This window comes from Paenibacillus sp. JGP012, assembly GCF_014203995.1.
GTDB classification, from domain to species: Bacteria; Bacillota; Bacilli; order Paenibacillales; family Paenibacillaceae; genus Paenibacillus; species Paenibacillus silvae.
On sequence record NZ_JACHKG010000055.1, the window covers coordinates 1 to 20,106 of the forward strand.

Consider the following 20,106-nt stretch of genomic DNA (forward strand, 5'->3'; position numbering starts at 1 on the left):
TGAATGGGTCCAGCAGCAACTACGATTAGCCTAAACTTTGTTATTCTACTGTAAATAAATTGGAAGCAGTTTTTGGCAAGTACAGTTATATAGATCGGAGAGCGGTAATTATGGGGAAAACAACAGTGAAGACAGAATCGATTATATCAGCATATGTACACGCTTATGAAGAGATTGAACAGGAGATTGCGGGTCTGACCGAGCAGCAGTTGAAGTGGAAGTCTTCCCCATCCTCCTGGAGTGTTACTGAAGTGCTGGCGCATCTGGTGGATCATAGTATCGTCGTTTCCTTTCGCATCCGGGAAATATTAGCGGGATCACAGGCGACACTGCCTGGTTTTAATCAGGAAACGTGGATCGCCGGGCAAAAAGCAAATGAGGAGCAGATTTCTCAGCTGATTACGATTGCCAACGGTCTGGTTCAGTATAACTCAGGACTACTGAAGCGGCTGAGTGACGAAGAATGGGAGAAAACCGGCGTTAACTTCAAAGGAGAGACGGTATCTCTAGCTGTGATCATTCCGGGTTTTGTCGCTCATGTGCAGAACCATCTCAACCAGATTCGCAGAATCAAACAAGCAGCAGCTGAAAAGCAGGTGCAGTAATGGGAAACACAGAGGGGCAATCAACGGACAGCCAGCATCCAAATTCGGGTACGGGCAGCCGGGAACTGATCATCAGAGAAGCGGCTGCCGATGAAGGTCATTTGCTGGAGGCCGTCCTGTATGAAGCATACAGTCAATATGAACAGGAGCTTCCTCAGGATGCATGGATTGCCTATAAAGCAGGCATTGCAGAAGCTACCCGGAAATCGTCAACGATTGCCAAGCTTGTCGCAGAACTGGATGGAGAAATTGTCGGCAGCGTATTTGTGTATGACTCGTCCCAGACCGCATACGGCAATGCAGCGCTAGGCATCCATTCCCCGATTATTCGACTGCTGGGCGTAACTGGCAAGGCTCGCGGCAGAGGTGTGGCGACAGAGCTGATTCGGGCCAGTGTCAAACTGGCGAGTGAACGAGGTGCAGATACGCTGTACCTTCACACCTCAGATATGATGGGGACGGCGATTCGTCTTTATGAACGTCTGGGGTTTGAACGAGCGTTGGATAAGGAGTTTATGACAGGGGGAGACACGCTGGTCAAAAGCTATCGCTTGCAGCTAGCCGACACCCCATTGCTTTAATAACGGATCTATGCGGGAGGTTGACTATGAGCAAAGCGAAACAGCTTAAACTAGGGCGTGCCTGAAAACGCTGAAGGAAGCCAATTTTGCTGAATTTTCGTTCCAAGCCAGGAAGTTTTCCGCAGGCGTGCCGGGGCACGTTGATCCCGAACCGAATAGAAACAGCCAAAGCGTAGTAGTATCGCCTCGGCTGTTTTTTTGATTTTATTTTATCTGATTTACATTATAATGAACTTTTATTTGATGTTAGGTGTTAGATAAGTTGAACTAAAGGTTTTATACAGTCCACTCCGTTAACGTGTAAAAAACAGTTCAACATATATAGTTGGGTTTACTATATTTTTAGTCAGGAGTACGTGGCATTTAACGTTTTAAATAGAAGAGACTGAAGGAGGAGCTATGAACACAGAAGGTCATATCCAGCAAATGTTGCAGTCAATCATTGAAAATACACAAGCCATCATTAACGATCGAGAAAAACAATCCTTCGGCTCATTGGAATATTTCCTGGGACATATTTTACAATATCGGGATGAAAAGCAATACCTGACAGATGAGTGGCACATCCGCACACCGCGATGGCTGGGGGAATACGGTAATACACCGGAGGAGGAAGAGCTTCTTTCGGATATCTACCGTCTGCATGCTTATATTACTGAAAAATTAAAAGGCGGATAGTAGAAAGGTAAAACATGAATCATGATGTCGCATTAGTCCGATTGAAATGTCGCAAAAGTACATGGTAACACGATACACAGATCGTTTATACTCTCTTTATGTTTCGATAATGAAAATCATTATCACTAGTATACATAAGGGGGATTTACAAATGAAACAAGGTGCAAAAGGGCAAGCAGCCGGAAGCAAAGGCTATGCTGCTCACAAATCACGATTACTGATGGGCTTGATGTTGGCCCTCATTCTTGTCCTGACGGCGTGCGGTGCCGGAACAGGTACAGATAGCGGTAAACAATCCGCGGTAACTCCTTCGGATACACCTGCGAGTACAGATACGAAGACAGATGGCGCTTTTCCAGTAACGATCAAGGGCATGAAGGGTGACATCACTCTAAACGAAAAACCGAAGAGAATTGCAATTCTCGATGTTAAGTTTTTGGATCAGATGTTAGCGATTGGCGAGAAGCCAGCAGGAAGTGTTATTGCAGGAGGAAATACCGATTTTCCTGAATACCTGGGAGACCAGCCGAATGGCGTAGAAGTTCTGGGTACACGGGACGAGCCTAACCTGGAAGCGATTGTAGCACTAGACCCGGATTTGATTATCATGACCGACTTTCAGGAAAAACAGTATGAGGGCGTAAGTAAAATTGCTCCTACCCTGGTACTGGATTTCTACGAAGACTGGCGTGATACGTTAGCTACAGTAGCTAAGATTACAGACAAGCAAGACGAAGCAGAGAAAGTGCGCACAGCGTATGAAGAGAAAATCGCCGGGCTGAAAACACAATTGTCAGAGAAGCTGGGCGATGAAACGGTGGCAATCATTCGTCCAAGAAAAGAAGGCATTCGTGTGCACGGGATTGAGCACCGCATTGGCGGTATTCTGTATAATGACTTGGGACTGAAGATGCCTGCTTTGGTGCAGGAGATTAATGAAGATGGTTCCGTTGAAATCTCGATGGAAAAGGTGCCTGAGATTGGGGCAGATCGTTATTTTGTACTGTCGGATGAACTGTTTGCCGCAGAAGCTGAGGCGATGGTGAACAATCCGGTATGGAAGTCTCTGGATGCTGTGAAAAATAACCGTACTTATGATGTAAACTCCACACTTTGGATCGCATACTACGGACCGCTCGCGATTAATCTGATTGTGGATCAGGCTTCAGAAGCCCTGCTCGGATCGAACTAATATGAACCGATATCTCTCGACAGATGCATGGAAAGAGACGGTAGAGGATCATTCGATTTTGCTTGGTGAGCCGCCTGAACATAGTGTCCGTACCATTGCTCTGCGAGAGCTGCATGACGAAGAGGCGTGCCGAGAGTATATCAGCTGGTTTCAACATTATATCGATGCACCAGACATGAAGGTTGCCGCTTCCATGTTAGCCAAGCGACTTGGCTATCTATGGACGGCTCCGCTCGTGACTGCGATGACATTTCATCATCAGCATGTGACGTTTGAGCTGGAGAACAGCTTTCTCTATCATCCGAAGCTTGAAGAACATGAGAAGGGTACACGGTTTCCTTTTCTAGCGGTGAACGAGGTTCGGGCTGAAGAGCTGACGGGAGACAGGAGCGTTTGGCGGGAAAAGGCGGTTCAGGAGATGTTTGCGGTACAGCTGACACCTCTGTTAAAGACACTTGCTGCGATTGCGCCTCTTTCGATGAGTATTCTCTGGGAGAATATCATGGTACGGATTGGGCGACTATTCGCTCCTGATGAAGGCGAGACGGAGCAGGAACGTAAGATCATTCGTGAGGACTTCGCCTATCTGACGCAGGTGGCATCTGGGCAAGTGTTTGGTGAGAGGAAGAACCCGTTGACTCGTTTCACCGATTGTAAGGACAATGTACATGTTGCCAAAAGTGAGCGCATCACCTGCTGTTTTTACTACCAGATGTCAGGGGAATATTGCCTCAAATGTCCGAAAATTGACAATGAGAAAGAATCTCAACTACAATGACAACAGCAATGATTATACCTATGCGATTGTCAGGAGATGAGAGAAATGCCGCTGCAGGAACAGACAAGTGGTTGGAGTGATACAGCGATCAAGATGCTGGACGGATATAGCGGTACTTTGCAGACAGGCAGCGTTTTACACGAAACGGATTTAGCTTCTAATGTTCTGCTACTGGCATACGGAGGGGAAGGGGAGCTTGCAATGGATGGCGAGGGTTGCCACATTGGAGCTTCTTTTGTCTGTCATGCGGTGAAGGGATCATCCTACACGCTGACCGCCAGATCAGAGGACATTCATTATATTGTAATCATGTACAAGGCTTCTTCCATGGAGGGAGCCTCTATTGTTATGCCTTCGTATCGCAAACATCCGCTGCGCAGGTCCTTTGTGCAAAACTCGGCGGCCCACGCGGAATGGATAGAAAACGCCGAAAAAATCGTGGGCAAATGGCGCCGCGGTGAAGGTCTGGAACGATTCTATGCGAACGCGCTACTCCAGGTCATGATCTATGAGCTCATCATGGCATATGAACGTGGTCAGGGGGGAGCGGAGTCCGACATGGTGGATGTGGTCGCTTCCTATATTGCGTCGCACTATCGTCAGAATCTGGAGCTGAAAGAGCTGGCTGCCCTTGCGGGCTGTAGTGTGAGACAATTGCAGCGCCGTTTCAAACAGGAAAAGCACCTCGGACCGATGGAGTACGTTATTCAGCTACGCATGGAAAGTGCCTCACGCATGCTGCGTCATACGGATGCTTCGATCGGTGAAATTGCCGACAAGCTGGGCTATCGGGATATGTATTATTTCAGCAGAGCTTTTAAAAAGTATGTTGGCGTCCCACCGCTGCATTACCGGCATGCCGCCGCTTCGAGAACGGATGCAGACTATGCGAATGCTCTACTGCAAAACCGCACAGCTTCTTCCTATGAATCTGCCCAAGGCCCGGTCATCTGTCATATGCAAGGGGAGTACACCGTCACCGAAACACCTCAGCGTATCGCTGTCCTTGATGTGCAATATGCCGATCATTTGCTGGCGCTGGGCTTGGCCCCGGTAGGGAGTGTCGGATTAGGAAGCAACGTGTTATCCTTTCCTCAATCCCTTCGGGCAGGACTCCAGCACACCGAATTGCTCGGTACGTATGAATACCCTGATCTGCCTGCGGTAGAACGACTTGCACCGGATCTGATTATCTGCACTGAGGTACATGAGCAGTATTTTGAACGGTTAAGTGGAATTGCTCCAGTGCTCATGTTCAAACGTAACGAAAATTGGCAGACCATTCTGAGTCTGTTCGGTGAACTGACAGACAAACGCGCAGAAGCCAAGCAGATTATTGCGGATTATCTTCGTCGTACGGCTTTGTTGTCTGAGGAACTGGCTTCCTTATTGGCAGGCAAAAGTGTGGCACTGATCCGTCCGCTGGACTCTCTCGTTCGCGTGCATTCTGCGGCTCATCGCACAGGTGCTGTGTTGTACCGTGATCTAGGTCTGCCCGTCCCGTTGTTTGTCGCAGACACTTCCGACACGGCCTATCACATTTCGGTTGAGAGATTACCCGCAGTGCAGGCAAGTCACTACTTTTTGCTGAGTAATGAACTTATGCAGGATGGGATATCGGCGACAGAGCAGCGTGTGTTGGAAATGCTTGATGGGGGCGAGGAGCAGCAGGTGCATTCGGTAGATGCCGCGACATGGATTGGCTGTTATGGGCCGATAGGGATTAACGGGATTGTGGATCAGATTGAGCAGTCGTTGTTGGGGTGAGGGTAAACCCTGTGCTACCTATTAAGAGCCTAGTGAATTATCTAACAAGACGTATAGACAGGTCATCTTTTGTCTCAGGAGAGGGAAAAGTGGCCTGTTTTTTTAGTTTTTAGCGAAGGCTAGATCAATATTACACTAAAGAAAAATCGAAAAAACATGCTTAAAGTCCTAAAAATAGTTCATAAAGCACAGGAATTCTCTTTGAGAATGTCGCAAAATGGGTTTTATCTAAGTAGAAAAGGAGATACAGTATCCATCGAATATGAGAGCACAATGATCAGATATAGTCTGATGCTTGCCTTACCAGCAATGGTTACACTTTCAGGATTAAATCTAAATGACAGGGGAAGTAATCAATGAAGAGCTTATTACGAAAAATGTTGGTCCTGTTTACCATTGCATTAACCTTTCAGGCGGGACTCGGTAATCATATTACGCCGACCACCTATGCAGCCACGGGTCCTGTGTTGTCTGTATCTGGAGGTTCGGCTTCCTTCGTGGCTGGAGATAATGCGTCCTCAACTCCGGTTGCGATCGACTCTGGCATAACGGTAACCTCGGATAGCAGCACTCCCCTTGAAAGCGCAACAGTGGCGATTACAGGCAATTTTCATGCTGGAGAAGATGTGCTGATATTCACTAATAATAACGTGCAGATCATGGGTGATATTACAGCCAGCTATAATGCAGCTACTGGCGTGCTGACGTTGACATCATCGGGTGGAACCGCAACGTTGGCGCAGTGGCAAGCCGCTTTGAGGTCAATAAATTATACCAATACAGCGATTAGGCCAAATACAGCTACACGTACGGTTAGCATCACGGTGACGGACGGTGTTGATAAAAGTAATACGGCTACACGAATGATAACGGTTGCAGCTACGGACCAGACACCAATCGTGACCACAAGTGGTGGATCGACGAATTACATCTCTGGAGCTTCGACTCCGGTGGCGATCGACAGCGGTCTAACGGTATCAGACCTAGATAATGCAACCTTGGCTAGCGCAACGGTTAGTATCACGAGCAACTTCGATGCGGGAAAAGATGTACTGGCTTACATCAAAGATGGGGCTACCATGGGGAATATTACGGCGAGTTATGATGCATCTACTGGCGTGCTGACGCTGATATCATCAGGCGGGACCGCAACGTTGGCCCAGTGGCAGAATGCGTTGAGGGGAATTTCGTTTTCAAGCACAAGCGCTGCGCCAGGGCAGCGTATCATAAGCTATGCCGTAAGTGATGGAACGAAGACCAGCGCTGCTGCTACACATACAGTGGAAGTAACGGTGATTATGCTTCTTAGTCTGACTACAAGCAGCGGTTCGGCTTCATTCGTGGCTGGGGATAATGCGCCCTCAACTCCGGTCATTATCGACTCTGGCATAACGGTAACAGCAGATAGCACTACTCTTGCAAGCGCAACAGTGGCCATTACAGGTAATCTTCATGTTGGAGAAGATATGCTGGGATTCATCAATGACGGGCAGACCATGGGAGATATTACAGGCAGTTATAATGCAGTTACAGGTGTGCTGACGCTGACATCATCGGGCGGAACCGCAACGTTGGCGCAGTGGCAAGCTGCCTTGAGATCAATTACTTATACAGATACGGCGATCACGCCAAATACGGCGACACGTATGGTTAGCTTCACGGTGACGAACGGCGTCGATGTGAGCAATACAGCGACACGAGCTGTAACCGTCACAGCTACCAACCAGAAACCAATTGTGACCACAAGTGGTGGTTCGACTAATTACATCTCTGGAGTTTCGACTCCGGCGGATATTGACAGTGGTCTAACGGTATCCGACTTGGATAATACCACCTTGACTAGCGCAACGGTTAGTATTATAAGCAATTTCCAAGCGGGAAAAGACGTATTGGCATACACCAATGATGGGGCTAGCATGGGGAATATTACTTCGAATTATGATGCTCTCCTGGGCGTGCTGACGCTGACGTCCGCAGGTGGAACCGCAACGTTGGCGCAGTGGCAGAACGCATTGCAAGCAGTTACTTACAGTAACACACAAGTTTCTACGAATATGACAACGCGCACGATCAGCTTTACCGTAAGCGATGGCAGTAAAATGAGCAGCATCGCAACAAAGAGCATGACCTTGCAGGCATTAAGCAGTTTAAGGGCTACTCCGAATACGTTAAGCGTACTGAGCGGGCAGACTGCAACCGTGGCGATTACAGCTGTTTTTTCAGATCAGTCGCAAAGAGATGTGACCTCATGGGTAACCTGGACTGTTCGCAATCCGTCAATTGCTAATGTTACCAGTGGCAGGGTTACAGGTAAGGCAGCGGGCAGTACTGTCGTCAGTGCTGTGTATGGAACCCAATCGGTAGATATAACCGTAACAGTAACCGGTACGCCAGTTTCGGGGTCAGGATCCTCTCCGAGCAGTTCAACCAATACAAGCACTTCGATCGATAATAGTACTCCGGTTAAAACGGAACCTTCAATACCTCCTGCCAAGGAGACCAAGCATTTTCAAGCTCTTGTTGAAACCGATCGGCTTGTAGCTTTTATAAAAGGGGCATTGGCTGGTAACGCAGTCGCGGTAACCTTCCAGGATGCAGCGTCCCACTGGGCTTCCAAAGATATTTTATCCGCTGCCAAGATAGGTATAATCAATGGTTACCCAGATGGCCGATTCAAGCCGGATGCTTCTATTACGAGAGCAGAGTTCAGCGTACTTCTTGTTAAAGCATTCGCTCTGCGTTCAGGAAGCGGAACGATTGAGTTACGGGATATTCAGAACTCCTGGGCGCGAGACTCTATAGAAATTCTTGCTTCTAATGGAGTTATTAACGGGTACTCTGATGGAACGTTCCACGGTGATTACAGGATTACACGAGCCGAGATGGTTGCTATGATCTCGAAAATCCTGATTTTTCAGAATAGTCCATCTGGCGATGCAGCAACATTCGTTGATGTAGCACCCAAGCATTGGGCGAACGAGATCATAGAAGCGGCTGCAAAGTCAGGATTGCTTGAGGGCAAGAGCCAGAATCGGTTTGAACCGGACGCCAACCTTACGAGGGCGGAAGCCTTAACGGTGATCATGCGCATGCTGAGAGAGAATCCAACGATAGATCAATTGCTGGGTTAACCATGAAATAGCTCATAGCTTCTAAGCTGAGCAGATATAAAACAAAGAAAAGTCCCCCTTTTCGGTAAGCAGTGTATGGATAAAACCTGCTACTGTGAAGGGGGATACCTATTTTAAATTTGGTTTCTTGGATATTCCTTCAGGGAGCGATAGTGTCTCAACACTTAAAGGATCGTAGTTCACGAAAACAAACACCTTCTTTTTCTTATTGCCTTCAATGTAGCCGTGAAGACCTAACGACTTACTTAGATCGGGAGGAGAGAATTTATACTCTGTAAAACGAACGGTTACACCGTATTTTTCGAGAACATAATTTGCAGCGAACTTCTCTGCGGAGGATACAATCGTCTTTTCCTCTTCGGTGGCGCATGCTCCAAGCAAGAGAGATACGATGATTAAGATTACAAATAGGGAGAAAGGTTTTCTCAAAAGGGACACCCCTACTTTCTTTCATAAAAAGGAATGAATGGACTATAAAGATTGAATCATCACTAGTTTACATAATCATATTGAAATGTTCAATTCAGGAATTCCGTCGTCCTCCACAACAATCAGACGAATCAAAGCCATAAGGTCAGCTCGTTCGGATCTCTTAAACATTGTCATGAACACCATCGCATCCACTAAGATAGTTCGATGCCGAAGAAATTCATCGGTAATCTGATTAACTTTGCGAATGACTTCTTGTGTAATATACTTAGTATATTAATATTATGATGTCAGGGTGGTTTTGTGGAAGTGCATTTATACGAGCAGATATATGTCTATATAGTACAAGAGATCAAAGAAGGTCGATTAAAAGAAGGTGACCGAGTCTCTTCTGAAAAAGAGTTGGCTGAACAATTTGGCGTCAGTCGTATTACATCTAAAAAGGCTCTGGAGAAATTGGCCGATTCCGGGGTTATCAAACGAATACAAGGAAAAGGTTCATTTGTGGCTGATGGTATAATTGGAGGACAAGAACCGAAGCACTATTCAGAGGTGAAAACGACCTTGGTTCCTGAGGATGATAAGCGGTTGATCGGTTTTATTATACCGAATTTTTCTGACGAGTTTGGCCTGCAGCTTCTTAGATCGATGGAAAAGCGGAGCGCTGAGCACAATTATCAACTCATTATCAAGCGAACTTGCGGGGATCGGGATGAGGAAAAACGTGCGATCGACTTATTTATTGGTTTAGGCATCAAGGGATTAATCGTGACCCCCATTCATGGTCAACACTATAATTCGGAACTGCTTCGACTTGTCTTAGATCGGTTTCCAATTGTTTTGGCCGATAGATATCTAAAAGGAATCCCGGTTTGTTCGGTATACACAGACAATAAGAAAGCAGCCATGGATCTTACACGACATCTGATTAGCAAAGGCCATAAAAAAATTGCCTTTTTATCTCCGCCGGAAGAGAACACTTCAACATTGGAGGAAAGGCTGCTCGGATATACGTTTGCCTTCACCCAAGAAGGAATGAATTTGAACAAAGATTATGTATTGACGAACTTGAAGGGCACCCTTCCTATGAACATAAATGGAACAGCGATTGAAAGTGATAAAGAAACAATAAAGCGTTTTTTGAAACAACACCCTGATGTAAAGGCGTTTGTTGCGTCGGAATTTCTAATAGCTACCATGCTGACTCAAGTCATTCACTCGATGGGGAAATCTCTGGAGGAATTCGAGATTGTTTGTTTCGATTCCCTGAATGATCACTTGGGTCAACCCATCTTCACTCATATTAAGCAGGATGAGAAGCAGATGGGTGAATTGGCAGTGGATATGCTAATCTCTCAGCTGCATGGAGCAGCAGTTCCCGAGCTGAACATTATTGAACATCGTATGGTCGTGAAAAATAACACATAGGGTTAATACATGCTCAGTGCAACTCAACAAAATCAAGGATATTTTTCAATGTGTCGTGAAGTCCTCAGGGGCTTTATCGGCACTTTTTTTTGATATCAGAAATATAAACTTCGAAGCTTGGACCTTCCGGACCGGATATCGCAGGAAAAACTTCTTCTAGATGTCGTTTGTCTTCTGTGAAGTATGTCGATAGGCGTTTTTCTAACTTGTTTCACATCAGGGAATGGGTTGGGGGACCGGAGATTAACGAACTTCGAAACATTGATTCATATATCTAATTATAGCCATACGTCATACATATTCATGTCGTAATATTGCAATTGACATGTTTTATGATGTCATATTAATATACTTAGTATATCTAGTGTAACTAGTAGAATTCTTACAACAAATCCACTTCGTTCATATTTTCTGATTTTAATCATTCATATCACCAATCTTGTTAACGCTTACATAAATAATGGATTGATCAGAAAAGGAAGTGGATGCTATAGGAATTCAAGTTAAACGAATTCATTTAACTTAAGGGGGACTTTGAATGAGGAGATCCAAAAAAATCGCATTTCCAATTCTTGTTTACTTTCTGGCTATGTTACTACTTCTAACCGCTTGCTCAACGGAAGGCTCCAGCGATCCGGCCGGAGAGGGGAAGACAACGGTTACGATGTGGCATGGTCTTACCTCCATTGATTTAGATAATATGAATAAAGTCGTGAAGGCATTTGAGGAGAAAAACCCTACGATCAAAATGAAATTAGTTTATACGGAATCCAGCGAGGGATCCGATCAGAAGCTGCTGACTGCAGTCGCAGGCGGCAATCCTCCCGACGTTGCACTTTTCGACCGATTTAAGGTCGGTACTTGGGCTGCGCAAGGTTCGCTGACTGACTTATCCTCGATGGCAGCAGAATCCGGAATTCGTAAGGAAATGTATTATCCATTTGCTTGGGAGGAGTCCAGTTATCAAGGAAAGCTTTATGCAATGCCGATGGATACGGATTCTCGCCTGCTTTTTTACAATAAGGACCATTTCAAAGAAGTAGGGCTGGATCCCAACAAACCGCCACAAACGATCGCCGAACTTGAAGCGGCCGCCGATAAGTTAACCATCAAGGAAGGTAAACGTTTCAAACGGATCGGGTTCATCCCATGGTATTCGCAAGGCTGGCTTTATACTTGGGGATGGGCATTTGGAGGCGAATTCCAGGACGCTGCCACCGGCAAAATTACTGCAAATGATCCTAAAGTCGTTGAAGCGCTGCAATGGATGACCGACTTCGGCCAAAAATACAATGTCGAGGATATTGCCGGATTCACAAGCGCAGCTGGCACGGAGGAAATGGATCCATTCATTTCCGGTCAAGTCAGCATGAAGATCAGTGGGAACTTTACGGTTAAGGGGATCGAAAAATTTAAGCCGGATCTAAATTACGGCGTTGCACCGATACCGACTCCAACGGGAGCGAATTTTACGACATGGTCAGGAGGCGGCTCCGCTATTATTCCTAAAGGGGCCAAGAACGTCGCTGCTGCTTGGAAATTCCTCGAATTCTTAGGGAAAGAAGAGGGGCAAACGTTATTAAACGCCGACTCTCAAATTTCCGTTATCGATTCGGTTAACGACAAATACGGTTACAAGAACGATCCGATCATGAAGGAATTTATTAATATTTTGCCCAATTCACACAACCGCCCGGTTATTCCTGAAGGACAGCTGTTGTGGAATGAGTTAGCTTCCGCTACGGAAAAGGCAACCCGCGGTAACGGTACTCCGAAAGAGAACCTGGATCGAGTAACAGAGACGGTTAATAAGGCTTTAGAAAAATACGACAAATAGGGTGCTCGGTAGGCAGGGAGCGAGCTTTCTCCTTGCCTATTCATGAATTGACAATTGGAAGGAGAATGCACATGGCGAAACTAGCGGATTCAGTTCAAGTAAGCGCAATTCCATCGGCAAGGAAACGGGCACTTCACAGAACTAACGTGATTGGGTGGCTGTTTGCTTCACCTTGGGCTATAGGGCTGCTGTGCTTTTATGCAATTCCGATGCTCATGTCCATCTACTTCAGCTTCACGACTTACAGCATTTTGCAGCCTGGAGAATTTGTCGGAATGAATAATTATCGAGATCTTTTCCAGGATCCTCTATTTTGGAAATCCATATACAACACGATTTATTTTACCGTATTTTTTGTTCCATTAAGTATATTCTTCGGTGTGGCACTCGCTATGATGTTGAATATGAAGGTCAAAGGTATGGCTGTATTCAGAACGATCTTTTTCTTACCTACGCTCGTGCCACAAGTGGCTCTGGCTGTTCTATGGATGTGGCTGCTACACCCAAACTTCGGATTGGTTAATGGGATGCTGGCGCATATCGGTATCGATGGGCCTTCTTGGCTTGGTGGTGAGTCGTGGTCCAAGCCCTCTCTCATTCTGATGTCGCTCTGGGGTATTGGGCAAGCGGTCGTGATCTATCTTGCTGGACTAGGAGACATCCCTGATGAGTACTATGAAGCGGCACAAATCGATGGAGCTAACTGGTTTCAGAAAACGAGAAAGGTAACTTTGCCTTTGCTCACTCCCGTTATTTTCTACAACCTTGTCATGGGGATGATCGGTGCATTCCAACAGTTTACTCTTCCTTATACGTTGACCAAAGGGCAAGGAACTCCTGCGAATTCCATGACTTTTTACGTCATGTATTTATATGAGAACGGATTCAGATATTTCAAAATGGGTTATGCCTCCGCCATGGCCTGGATCTTATTTATTATCGTTATGGCATTAACCGGAATTATTTTTATTACGTCTAAACGCTGGGTTCATTATCAAGGGAAATAAGGAGGGGGAAGTAAGGGATGAGTCCTATCGCGATCAAAAGAATCAATCGTGCGTTAGCCTATGCATGTCTCATTGTTGCTTCTGCATTTTTCATTACTCCGTTCATTTGGCTGCTTTCGACTTCTCTTAAACCACTCACACAAATCTTTACATTCCCCCCAGAGTGGATTCCGCATCCAATTCTGTGGAGTAATTATTCCCGTGCCGTGGAGTATATCCCTTTTTGGACGTATCTGAAAAACACGGCGATTATAACCATCGCGAGTACGCTTGGTGTGATCATATCCTGTCCCCTGGTTGCATATAGTTTTGCCAAGTTAGAGTACCGTGGGAGAGGTATACTTTTCTTTGTAACCCTTGCTGTTATGATGATTCCCGGACAGGTGACGATGATTCCGCTATTCTTGTTGTTTACTAAATTAGGCTGGGTAGGAACAGCTCTTCCACTAATTGTACCCCAATTTTTTGGAGTGCCCATTTACATTTTTCTATTGCGGCAGTTTTTCATGGGACTGCCTGATGCCCTGCGCGAAGCGGCCCGCTTAGACGGTGCTAGTGAGTTCCGCATATATTTACAGATCATGTTTCCACTAGCCAAATCCGCCGTTTTAGCCGTGGCTTTGTTTCAATTTATGGGGAGCTGGACTGATTTCATGGGCCCCTTGCTCTATTTAACCAATGAACCATCTTACACGGTTTCGCTCGGATTGCAGCAATTCCAGAGTCAAAAGGGTTCCGAATGGGGTCTATTAATGGCCGTATCCACCTTGATGACATTACCTATTATTGTTTTGTTCTTTTTTCTTCAAAAGACGTTTATTAGCGGCATTACATTTAGCGGTATAAAAGGTTAAACATCATGGGTATGAATGAAGCTCCAGCGATGCGGAACCAAGGATTGTTAGGACAGACCTAGACTTGAGAGGCAGTTTTTCATGAGGGAGAAACAAAAGAAACCGTTTCGTAGTAAATGGAAGCGAGAGCAACCATATACCAAAGGAGACGGTTTCTTTGTACATTTTACATACTTGAGTGAGAATACATTGGACTAAATCGGGTGTTATGAATATAGGACGATATATGAAGTAAGGGGTATATGTTAAAATGATAGAAAGTTGATCCATTAAGAAAAATAGGAGGTATAACACATGAAATGGCAGGAAGTGAGAGAACTGTTCCCTGACCAATTCGTACTGTATCCGAACAAGATGCGAATAAAGAGTTTTTTCGAGTAGAGCCTGGTAACGTTGTATATCACACTTCAAATCCAGACTTTGTGATTCATCTCCGCAAAGATCCAATAATGAGAGTGGGACATTGAACGGATATGGTTAAAAGATTTAGAAGGAGAGCCTATGAGCGAAAGAGCTGAAAAGAAATTGAAAATGCAATTTGGCTTCATCATAATATTTATGTTTATCATTGGCGTGCAATTAATTGTCAAAAACTACTTCGTGAATGATCTCCCTGCATGGACAACTGAATTATACATTTCTTGTTTTATTATATTTTGTATACTTGGGCTGCTAACCCACCTTGATCTCAAGAACCAAGAGCAATTCGTAACCATTGGACAAATCGTAGAGGTGAAGAAGGATACAAATATTATTATCGTTAAAGGGCTGGGACGAGGTCATCGTAAAATATTAGTAAAAGATAGTCATATCCTGAATATGATGAAGTCAAATGAACTGATCGAAATCACAAGATTAAAATATACAAACATGATAACGAAAAAAGTATACCAGGGCCAGGAGCTGCAACTTTGATCAAGTGATGAAAGAGTTGTAGTTTTTTTATATATCGATGACAGTAGTAATTAACGAAAGTAGATTTTCCTGAAGCCCGAGGTTGTGAAAAGAAAGTATGCTCTTGATGAAGCTCAAGCAAGCATTCGAACAGCAAGATTTGCACCTGAACTCCATTCTACTGAATGTTATGCTTTATTTAGAGATGCCATCGTTAGACTACATAACGCCGATCTTCGAGTACGAGATGTCAAAGTATCTACTTTAGGATTTGAAATACCGGACTCTCGGCGTACCACGGGCATCTCTTCTGATTTCACGTCACTTGCAACGCAGCTTTAAAAAAATGTCTGATTTCACATTGACAATCCATTTTACTTTTGTAGATGCACTGAAATATTTAAATGACCTTTAAAAAGAAGTGAAAAAAGAGGATTTTTAATTTTTTTTGGTAACTAAGTGATGTCTGGTTCCGTTTATATTTAATAAGAAAATCAATTTTAGGAGGGAAACTGATGAATAAGAAATGGAAGGTCATTTTATTCAGCTTTATTGGGTCTTGTATGCTTTTAGTCGTGTTAGGAGCATTATACGTCAATAACGTTGGATATAATAATGTGAAACACATGTATCGTTTAGAATCAACCGGTAAATCTGTAATTCGGATAGATAGCGATATGCCTGCCCGAGAGCGCTATCTCACGAAAGAAAAGGGTGATCCACAGGAACTGTTAAAGTCACGCATGGAACGAGAAGGGTGGGTATATAGTCAACAGGAGGGATCAGGTTATTTTTTTAAGAAAGACGGTCGGGAAGAAATAGTCACTACGCAGCAATGGAATCATTTTTATATTATATATAGTTTGAATGCTGGAATTGCGAACCTTGAGGATTAGACAAGAAAACAACGCCCTACTTTGTAAAGGGGGCGTTGTTTTACGTTGTGCTTAGTTACCAGTGTTAGTTGCTTTGTCCATTTCGTATCCATATACTTTATAGCCAGCGGTATACCAATCTTGGAGTGTGCTAGTTTCCTTTTTGTCAGTTGTATGTTGGGTTAAGAATTTATTGTTATTGTTGTTGCCTGTATTTTTTGTGATTATAGCAGTGTGATCGACATGTCCATCAGCTCCAAAGTCCGCATTTACGGCATCACCTGTTTGTAGAGCGGTCACACTTGATGCAACGCCAGCTCTTTGACTCCAATGTTTATAGAAGTTTTGAGCTCCTCCCCACGTGTGAGTAGGCATAAGGGGTCCGAACTTCCAAGCATCATCAGCAGTTACGTGGGAACCTGTTCTAAATTTCATCCCTCCTGCATAAATCGCTTGGGATACAAAGTTAGTGCAATCATTCCATTTCGACCAACAAGATGAATTTGCTACATTACAGCCTTCTTTTTCAGCATAATATGTTGAATACGTCGGGTTTCTTTTGTTCCACCAACTGTAAGCATAGTCTCGGGCTGCTATATTGTCATATCCGTTTGCGGAAGTAGCTAGTGTACTAACCTCGTCTGTTGCGAAAGAATCAAAGTTTGTTTCGCTACTAGTTGTTGTTTCGTTATTATCTGTAGATGGAGCAGTAGAAGGAGCATCTGAAGGAATTGGTAAAAGACCATTTAATTCAGTAAGTTCTGCATTGGAGAGTGTTACGTTGTTTCTAAGCTTATTTTGATATGTTTTCAATTGTACATTAAGTTCATAGTTTTCATACCAATCAATAAATTTTACATATTCTACTATCTTTTTCATGTCCTCAGCAGAGAATAATTCAAAAGAAGTCCCTAACGAGAGTACATATTTTTGATATTCCACATTGTCTAAGTCTGTTTTGATAGCGATACCATCTTTATTCAACTGGTTTTCAACCAAGTTGATAGCATCTTTGTGTTCAATAAGAGCTTTTTCTTTCACCTCTGCTGACTTTCCAGGAAGTACATTGTAAAACTGGATATCGCTAGCATTAATTTGAATATCGGCAACCTTCTCTGAATTAGTCTCTGCGGAAGCAGCACTTCCCATTAAGCTGAAGCCTAGAGCGAACGTTCCAACAATCAACCAAGTCTTCTTGAAATTCAATTTTTCACTCTCCTATTGTCATATTTTGTAATGTTGTTTCATAGATATAAACGCCATAAAAGGGAAAAAGTTACTTAAAATTTCATCTTTTTTTTCAAAACTTTTTAAATTTAATTCGATTTCCGCATTATAACGATTATATTTCCTCTTACAATATGAATAAGTAGAAGTGAATTCTCTCTGGATAGTAGTCGCATTAAAAATGACTACTTATGTTTAGTCCTAACAAGACATGGTGCAATTTAGATGATCAGAGAGGTGCATGTATGAGCCGGTTGCTTGACTTATTGGAAGAGGAACGGCGCAAGCTTAATCAGCTTGGAGAGGCATCCTTGAAGCAAGCGATTCCGTTGTGGGACAATCCTGCGGTTCAGGAACAGAGCCGAAGGGTGGATGAACTGGTGGCACGAGTTAGTGAAACGAAGGCGAAACATAGTCGAGTGGTACGGCAATGAGTGAAGTACATATTGCGTAGGGGAGGGGTAACAATGGATTTTCCACCGTGGATGCAGCGAGCGATTCTGGCAAGGTTGGATGAGGTGACTGCCCGGATCGAGCAAGATCCTGAACTTAATCGGGTACGTGGGGAAACCGACGAAGCATTTGAAGCTTTGTTTGCTAGCCAAGATGTTCAGCAGACACCTGAATACATCGAATGGGAGAATCGTTACATTGTGAGAAAAGGCATAGAGAATGAACGGTTGTACATGCAGGGGCTGCGAGATGGCATTCAGCTAACGGTATCCTTGCTAGGCCAGTCGATGTTGGTGGAGAGAGGGCATGAATCGGATCAAAGCTAGGAGATGGACAGGCTTGATCCACTAACGCGAACCCATATGTCTTGGGGAAGCGACTCTGATCTACACTTAAAACCCCGAGCCGAAGCGTGAATAACTCGCTTCGGCTCGGGTTTTAATGCTTTACTTTTCCCAACAACAAATTCTTATTTCCCACTCACAGACTTGAACCAATCATTCACCTCTTGGGTGATCTGGTCGCCGCCGTTGGATTTCCAGTTGGTTACGAATTGATCGAATGCATCGATTGGCAGTTTGCCGTAGATGATTTTGTTGAAGGTTTCGAGCTCGGACTGACGGAGCAGGTTCCACTTGGATACCATGGTTGGTGTGGCTGCGCCCGTGAAATAGTTTTGTTTGCGGATGTCGATCTGGGACATCACGACTTTACCAGCGTACCAGTTTTCCGGTTTACGGAATTCGGCGATTTGTTTCTCGTAAGGTGTTTCAGCTTTCTCGCCGTTGGCGAGCTTCACGAGTGTTTTCATGTACAGATCTGGAATACGCGCCGGGCCAGTCAGGAACGGGAATTCGTTGGAGAAGTCTTTGATCTTGTCTTTGTCACTGGTTGGTTTACCGTCAATGATATCCCAGTCGTACCCTTTCGCAAAGCCGTATTCGTACGGGCTGCCTGCTTTCGGGTTCGCCAGGTTATCCAGCAGATAGTTGTAGTACAGGAAAATCGCTTCCGGGTGCTTCGCATCTTTGTTGATCATGATACTTGCGTTGACACCAGAGTTCTGCCATTTCGTACCGATCTTGCCGTCTGGACCAGCCGGAACAGGGTAGGCTTTGTATTTCGCGCCAGGTACGTTCTTCAGCAGGTCTGGAGCAGGCCAGTCCGGTACCCAGTTAGCGCCAGGCAGAATGCCCGCTTTGCCAGCGGTCCAGCTTTCAGCGGATTTGCCTTCGTCCCATAGCGCGGAGTCAGCGTGGATATAGCCTTTTTCCATCCATTCAGCCAACTTGGCAAGGGCTTGTTTCGCACCCGGGTTCACGGAGCCGTACTCCAGATTGCCGTTTGCGTCTTTGTTCCATTGTTCTTCAATCGTGCCGTATGCACCGAAAAACCAGTCGAGTCCACCCATCCAGGTGTTGGTGTTGTTTTTGAGCGAGATTGCCAGAGGGAATACTTTGTCTGGAGACAGACCGTCCGGGTTCTCGTTTTTGAATTTGTCCATGATGTTCTCAAGGTCTGCGATGGTTTTTGGCGCTTCCAGGTTCAGCTTTTCCATCCAGTCTTCACGGAGCCAAAGCAGGGTATCGTCGTTGTCCGTGTACTCCATGATGGGCATGTTGTACTTTTTGCCGTCCTTGGTGAACGGGTACCACAGCTCAGGATGTGCTGCTGCGTGCTCTTTCAGAATCGGGCTTGCATACTTTTCGAACAGCTCGTCAATGGCGATGAATTGACCGGAGTCGATCAGTTGATTCGTCAGTACCGCGTTCGTTGGCACGGTTACGAAATCAGGCAGCTTCTCGCCAGACGCAATCGCCAGCTGCAGCTTCTGTCTGTATTGGTCGTCATTGGCGGGATACCACGTATCTTTGTGCTTCATGCCCAGCGTTTCGAGCATCCAGCGGTCATGTACGTTGTTCTCTTTGGTATCACCATGAGCGTATTTTTTCGGCATCAGCACGGAGCTGAATTCGATGGGCGGGTCGTATTTTCCTTTGGCAAACGCCGCTTCGGCTTCCGCAGAGCCGACTGCCGCCGGTGTATCGCTGGAACCTTTGTCACTGGCCGACTCGCCACTACTGCCGCATGCAGTGATGGTAATGAGTGCGATAACCGTGAGCAAGGACCACCATGCTTTGAATTTGATCATTGTTCAATCCCCCTACGATGTATGATCTTTACACTGTAACTGTACCAAGTGGAGCGGGAGGGCATCTATATGAGTTTGTTAGTTTCGATAGGACTCTCTTAGTGTAAAAACTTTGGTTATCGCAATCTATATAACTGTACTTGCCAAAATTCGGAGTAATAATTTGTAAAAAAAATAGAGACCGTCATATGTTTCCTTGTACAATGGAAGTACCACCC

The 20,106-nt window shown here is 45.0% G+C and carries 18 protein-coding genes; 15 read left to right on the plus strand and 3 right to left on the minus strand.

Annotation, left to right across the window (positions count from 1 at the left end):
- Window positions 1-110 precede the first annotated feature (110 nt).
- The 7 genes from HNR77_RS29505 to HNR77_RS29535 all read left to right on the plus strand — a co-directional run bounded on the left by HNR77_RS29505 (window position 111) and on the right by HNR77_RS29535 (window position 8,732).
- Window positions 111-605, plus strand: a complete 495-nt coding sequence (locus HNR77_RS29505; RefSeq protein ID WP_184191575.1) for a DinB family protein — start codon at window positions 111-113, stop codon at window positions 603-605.
- On the plus strand, window positions 605-1,186 hold the full coding sequence (locus tag HNR77_RS29510) for a GNAT family N-acetyltransferase (protein ID WP_184191577.1): 582 nt from the start codon (window positions 605-607) through the stop codon (window positions 1,184-1,186). Before HNR77_RS29505 ends, HNR77_RS29510 begins: the two co-directional genes overlap by 1 nt.
- 399 nt (window positions 1,187-1,585) lie before the next feature.
- Window positions 1,586-1,864: a hypothetical protein gene (locus HNR77_RS29515; protein WP_184191585.1), complete on the plus strand. Its 279-nt coding sequence runs from the start codon at window positions 1,586-1,588 to the stop codon at window positions 1,862-1,864.
- Window positions 1,865-2,015: 151 nt separating this feature from the next.
- On the plus strand, window positions 2,016-3,056 hold the full coding sequence (locus tag HNR77_RS29520) for an ABC transporter substrate-binding protein (RefSeq protein ID WP_184191587.1): 1,041 nt from the start codon (window positions 2,016-2,018) through the stop codon (window positions 3,054-3,056).
- A gap of 1 nt (window position 3,057) precedes the next feature.
- Window positions 3,058-3,834 carry a (2Fe-2S)-binding protein gene (locus HNR77_RS29525; protein ID WP_184191589.1) on the plus strand — a complete coding sequence of 259 codons (777 nt, stop codon included), beginning with the start codon at window positions 3,058-3,060 and terminating at the stop codon, window positions 3,832-3,834.
- A 45-nt stretch (window positions 3,835-3,879) separates the two neighbouring features.
- Window positions 3,880-5,601 (plus strand): helix-turn-helix domain-containing protein, encoded by a 1,722-nt coding sequence (locus tag HNR77_RS29530; RefSeq protein ID WP_184191591.1) that lies wholly within the window; start codon window positions 3,880-3,882, stop codon window positions 5,599-5,601.
- A 356-nt stretch (window positions 5,602-5,957) separates the two neighbouring features.
- Complete coding sequence (locus tag HNR77_RS29535) at window positions 5,958-8,732, plus strand: S-layer homology domain-containing protein (RefSeq protein ID WP_184191593.1); 2,775 nt, start codon at window positions 5,958-5,960, stop codon at window positions 8,730-8,732.
- A gap of 108 nt (window positions 8,733-8,840) precedes the next feature.
- Here the strand turns inward: HNR77_RS29535 and HNR77_RS29540 are convergent, their stop codons facing one another.
- The gene (locus tag HNR77_RS29540; protein ID WP_184191595.1) at window positions 8,841-9,161 is read right to left on the minus strand and encodes a hypothetical protein; all 321 of its coding nucleotides are present in this window, start codon (window positions 9,159-9,161) and stop codon (window positions 8,841-8,843) included.
- A 303-nt stretch (window positions 9,162-9,464) separates the two neighbouring features.
- On the opposite strand from HNR77_RS29540, the gene HNR77_RS29545 reads away from it, so the two are divergent.
- From HNR77_RS29545 to HNR77_RS29570, 6 genes are all read left to right on the plus strand, one after another.
- Window positions 9,465-10,589: a GntR family transcriptional regulator gene (locus HNR77_RS29545; protein ID WP_184191597.1), complete on the plus strand. Its 1,125-nt coding sequence runs from the start codon at window positions 9,465-9,467 to the stop codon at window positions 10,587-10,589.
- Between the two features lie 538 nt (window positions 10,590-11,127).
- A complete protein-coding gene (locus HNR77_RS29550) occupies window positions 11,128-12,426 on the plus strand; it encodes an ABC transporter substrate-binding protein (RefSeq protein WP_184191599.1) in 1,299 nt (432 codons plus the stop codon).
- Window positions 12,427-12,497: 71 nt separating this feature from the next.
- On the plus strand, window positions 12,498-13,433 hold the full coding sequence (locus tag HNR77_RS29555; protein WP_145328647.1) for a carbohydrate ABC transporter permease: 936 nt from the start codon (window positions 12,498-12,500) through the stop codon (window positions 13,431-13,433).
- A gap of 17 nt (window positions 13,434-13,450) precedes the next feature.
- On the plus strand, window positions 13,451-14,287 hold the full coding sequence (locus HNR77_RS29560; RefSeq protein WP_184191601.1) for a carbohydrate ABC transporter permease: 837 nt from the start codon (window positions 13,451-13,453) through the stop codon (window positions 14,285-14,287).
- Window positions 14,288-14,788: 501 nt separating this feature from the next.
- On the plus strand, window positions 14,789-15,202 hold the full coding sequence (locus HNR77_RS29565; protein ID WP_184191604.1) for a hypothetical protein: 414 nt from the start codon (window positions 14,789-14,791) through the stop codon (window positions 15,200-15,202).
- A gap of 494 nt (window positions 15,203-15,696) precedes the next feature.
- Window positions 15,697-16,077 (plus strand): hypothetical protein, encoded by a 381-nt coding sequence (locus HNR77_RS29570; protein ID WP_184191606.1) that lies wholly within the window; start codon window positions 15,697-15,699, stop codon window positions 16,075-16,077.
- A 51-nt stretch (window positions 16,078-16,128) separates the two neighbouring features.
- Here the strand turns inward: HNR77_RS29570 and HNR77_RS29575 are convergent, their stop codons facing one another.
- Window positions 16,129-17,262, minus strand: coding sequence for an amidase domain-containing protein (locus tag HNR77_RS29575; RefSeq protein ID WP_184191608.1), 1,134 nt, complete (start codon window positions 17,260-17,262; stop codon window positions 16,129-16,131).
- A gap of 266 nt (window positions 17,263-17,528) precedes the next feature.
- Here HNR77_RS29575 and HNR77_RS29580 point away from each other — a divergent pair, with 266 nt between their 5' ends.
- Both HNR77_RS29580 and HNR77_RS29585 read left to right on the plus strand, forming a co-directional pair.
- Window positions 17,529-17,717 (plus strand): aspartyl-phosphate phosphatase Spo0E family protein, encoded by a 189-nt coding sequence (locus HNR77_RS29580; protein WP_154887164.1) that lies wholly within the window; start codon window positions 17,529-17,531, stop codon window positions 17,715-17,717.
- Window positions 17,718-17,750: 33 nt separating this feature from the next.
- On the plus strand, window positions 17,751-18,062 hold the full coding sequence (locus HNR77_RS29585) for a hypothetical protein (protein WP_184191611.1): 312 nt from the start codon (window positions 17,751-17,753) through the stop codon (window positions 18,060-18,062).
- A 143-nt stretch (window positions 18,063-18,205) separates the two neighbouring features.
- Here HNR77_RS29585 and HNR77_RS29590 read toward each other — a convergent pair whose 3' ends face one another.
- Window positions 18,206-19,888 carry a type 2 periplasmic-binding domain-containing protein gene (locus tag HNR77_RS29590; RefSeq protein WP_184191614.1) on the minus strand — a complete coding sequence of 561 codons (1,683 nt, stop codon included), beginning with the start codon at window positions 19,886-19,888 and terminating at the stop codon, window positions 18,206-18,208.
- Between the last annotated feature and the right edge of the window lie 218 nt (window positions 19,889-20,106).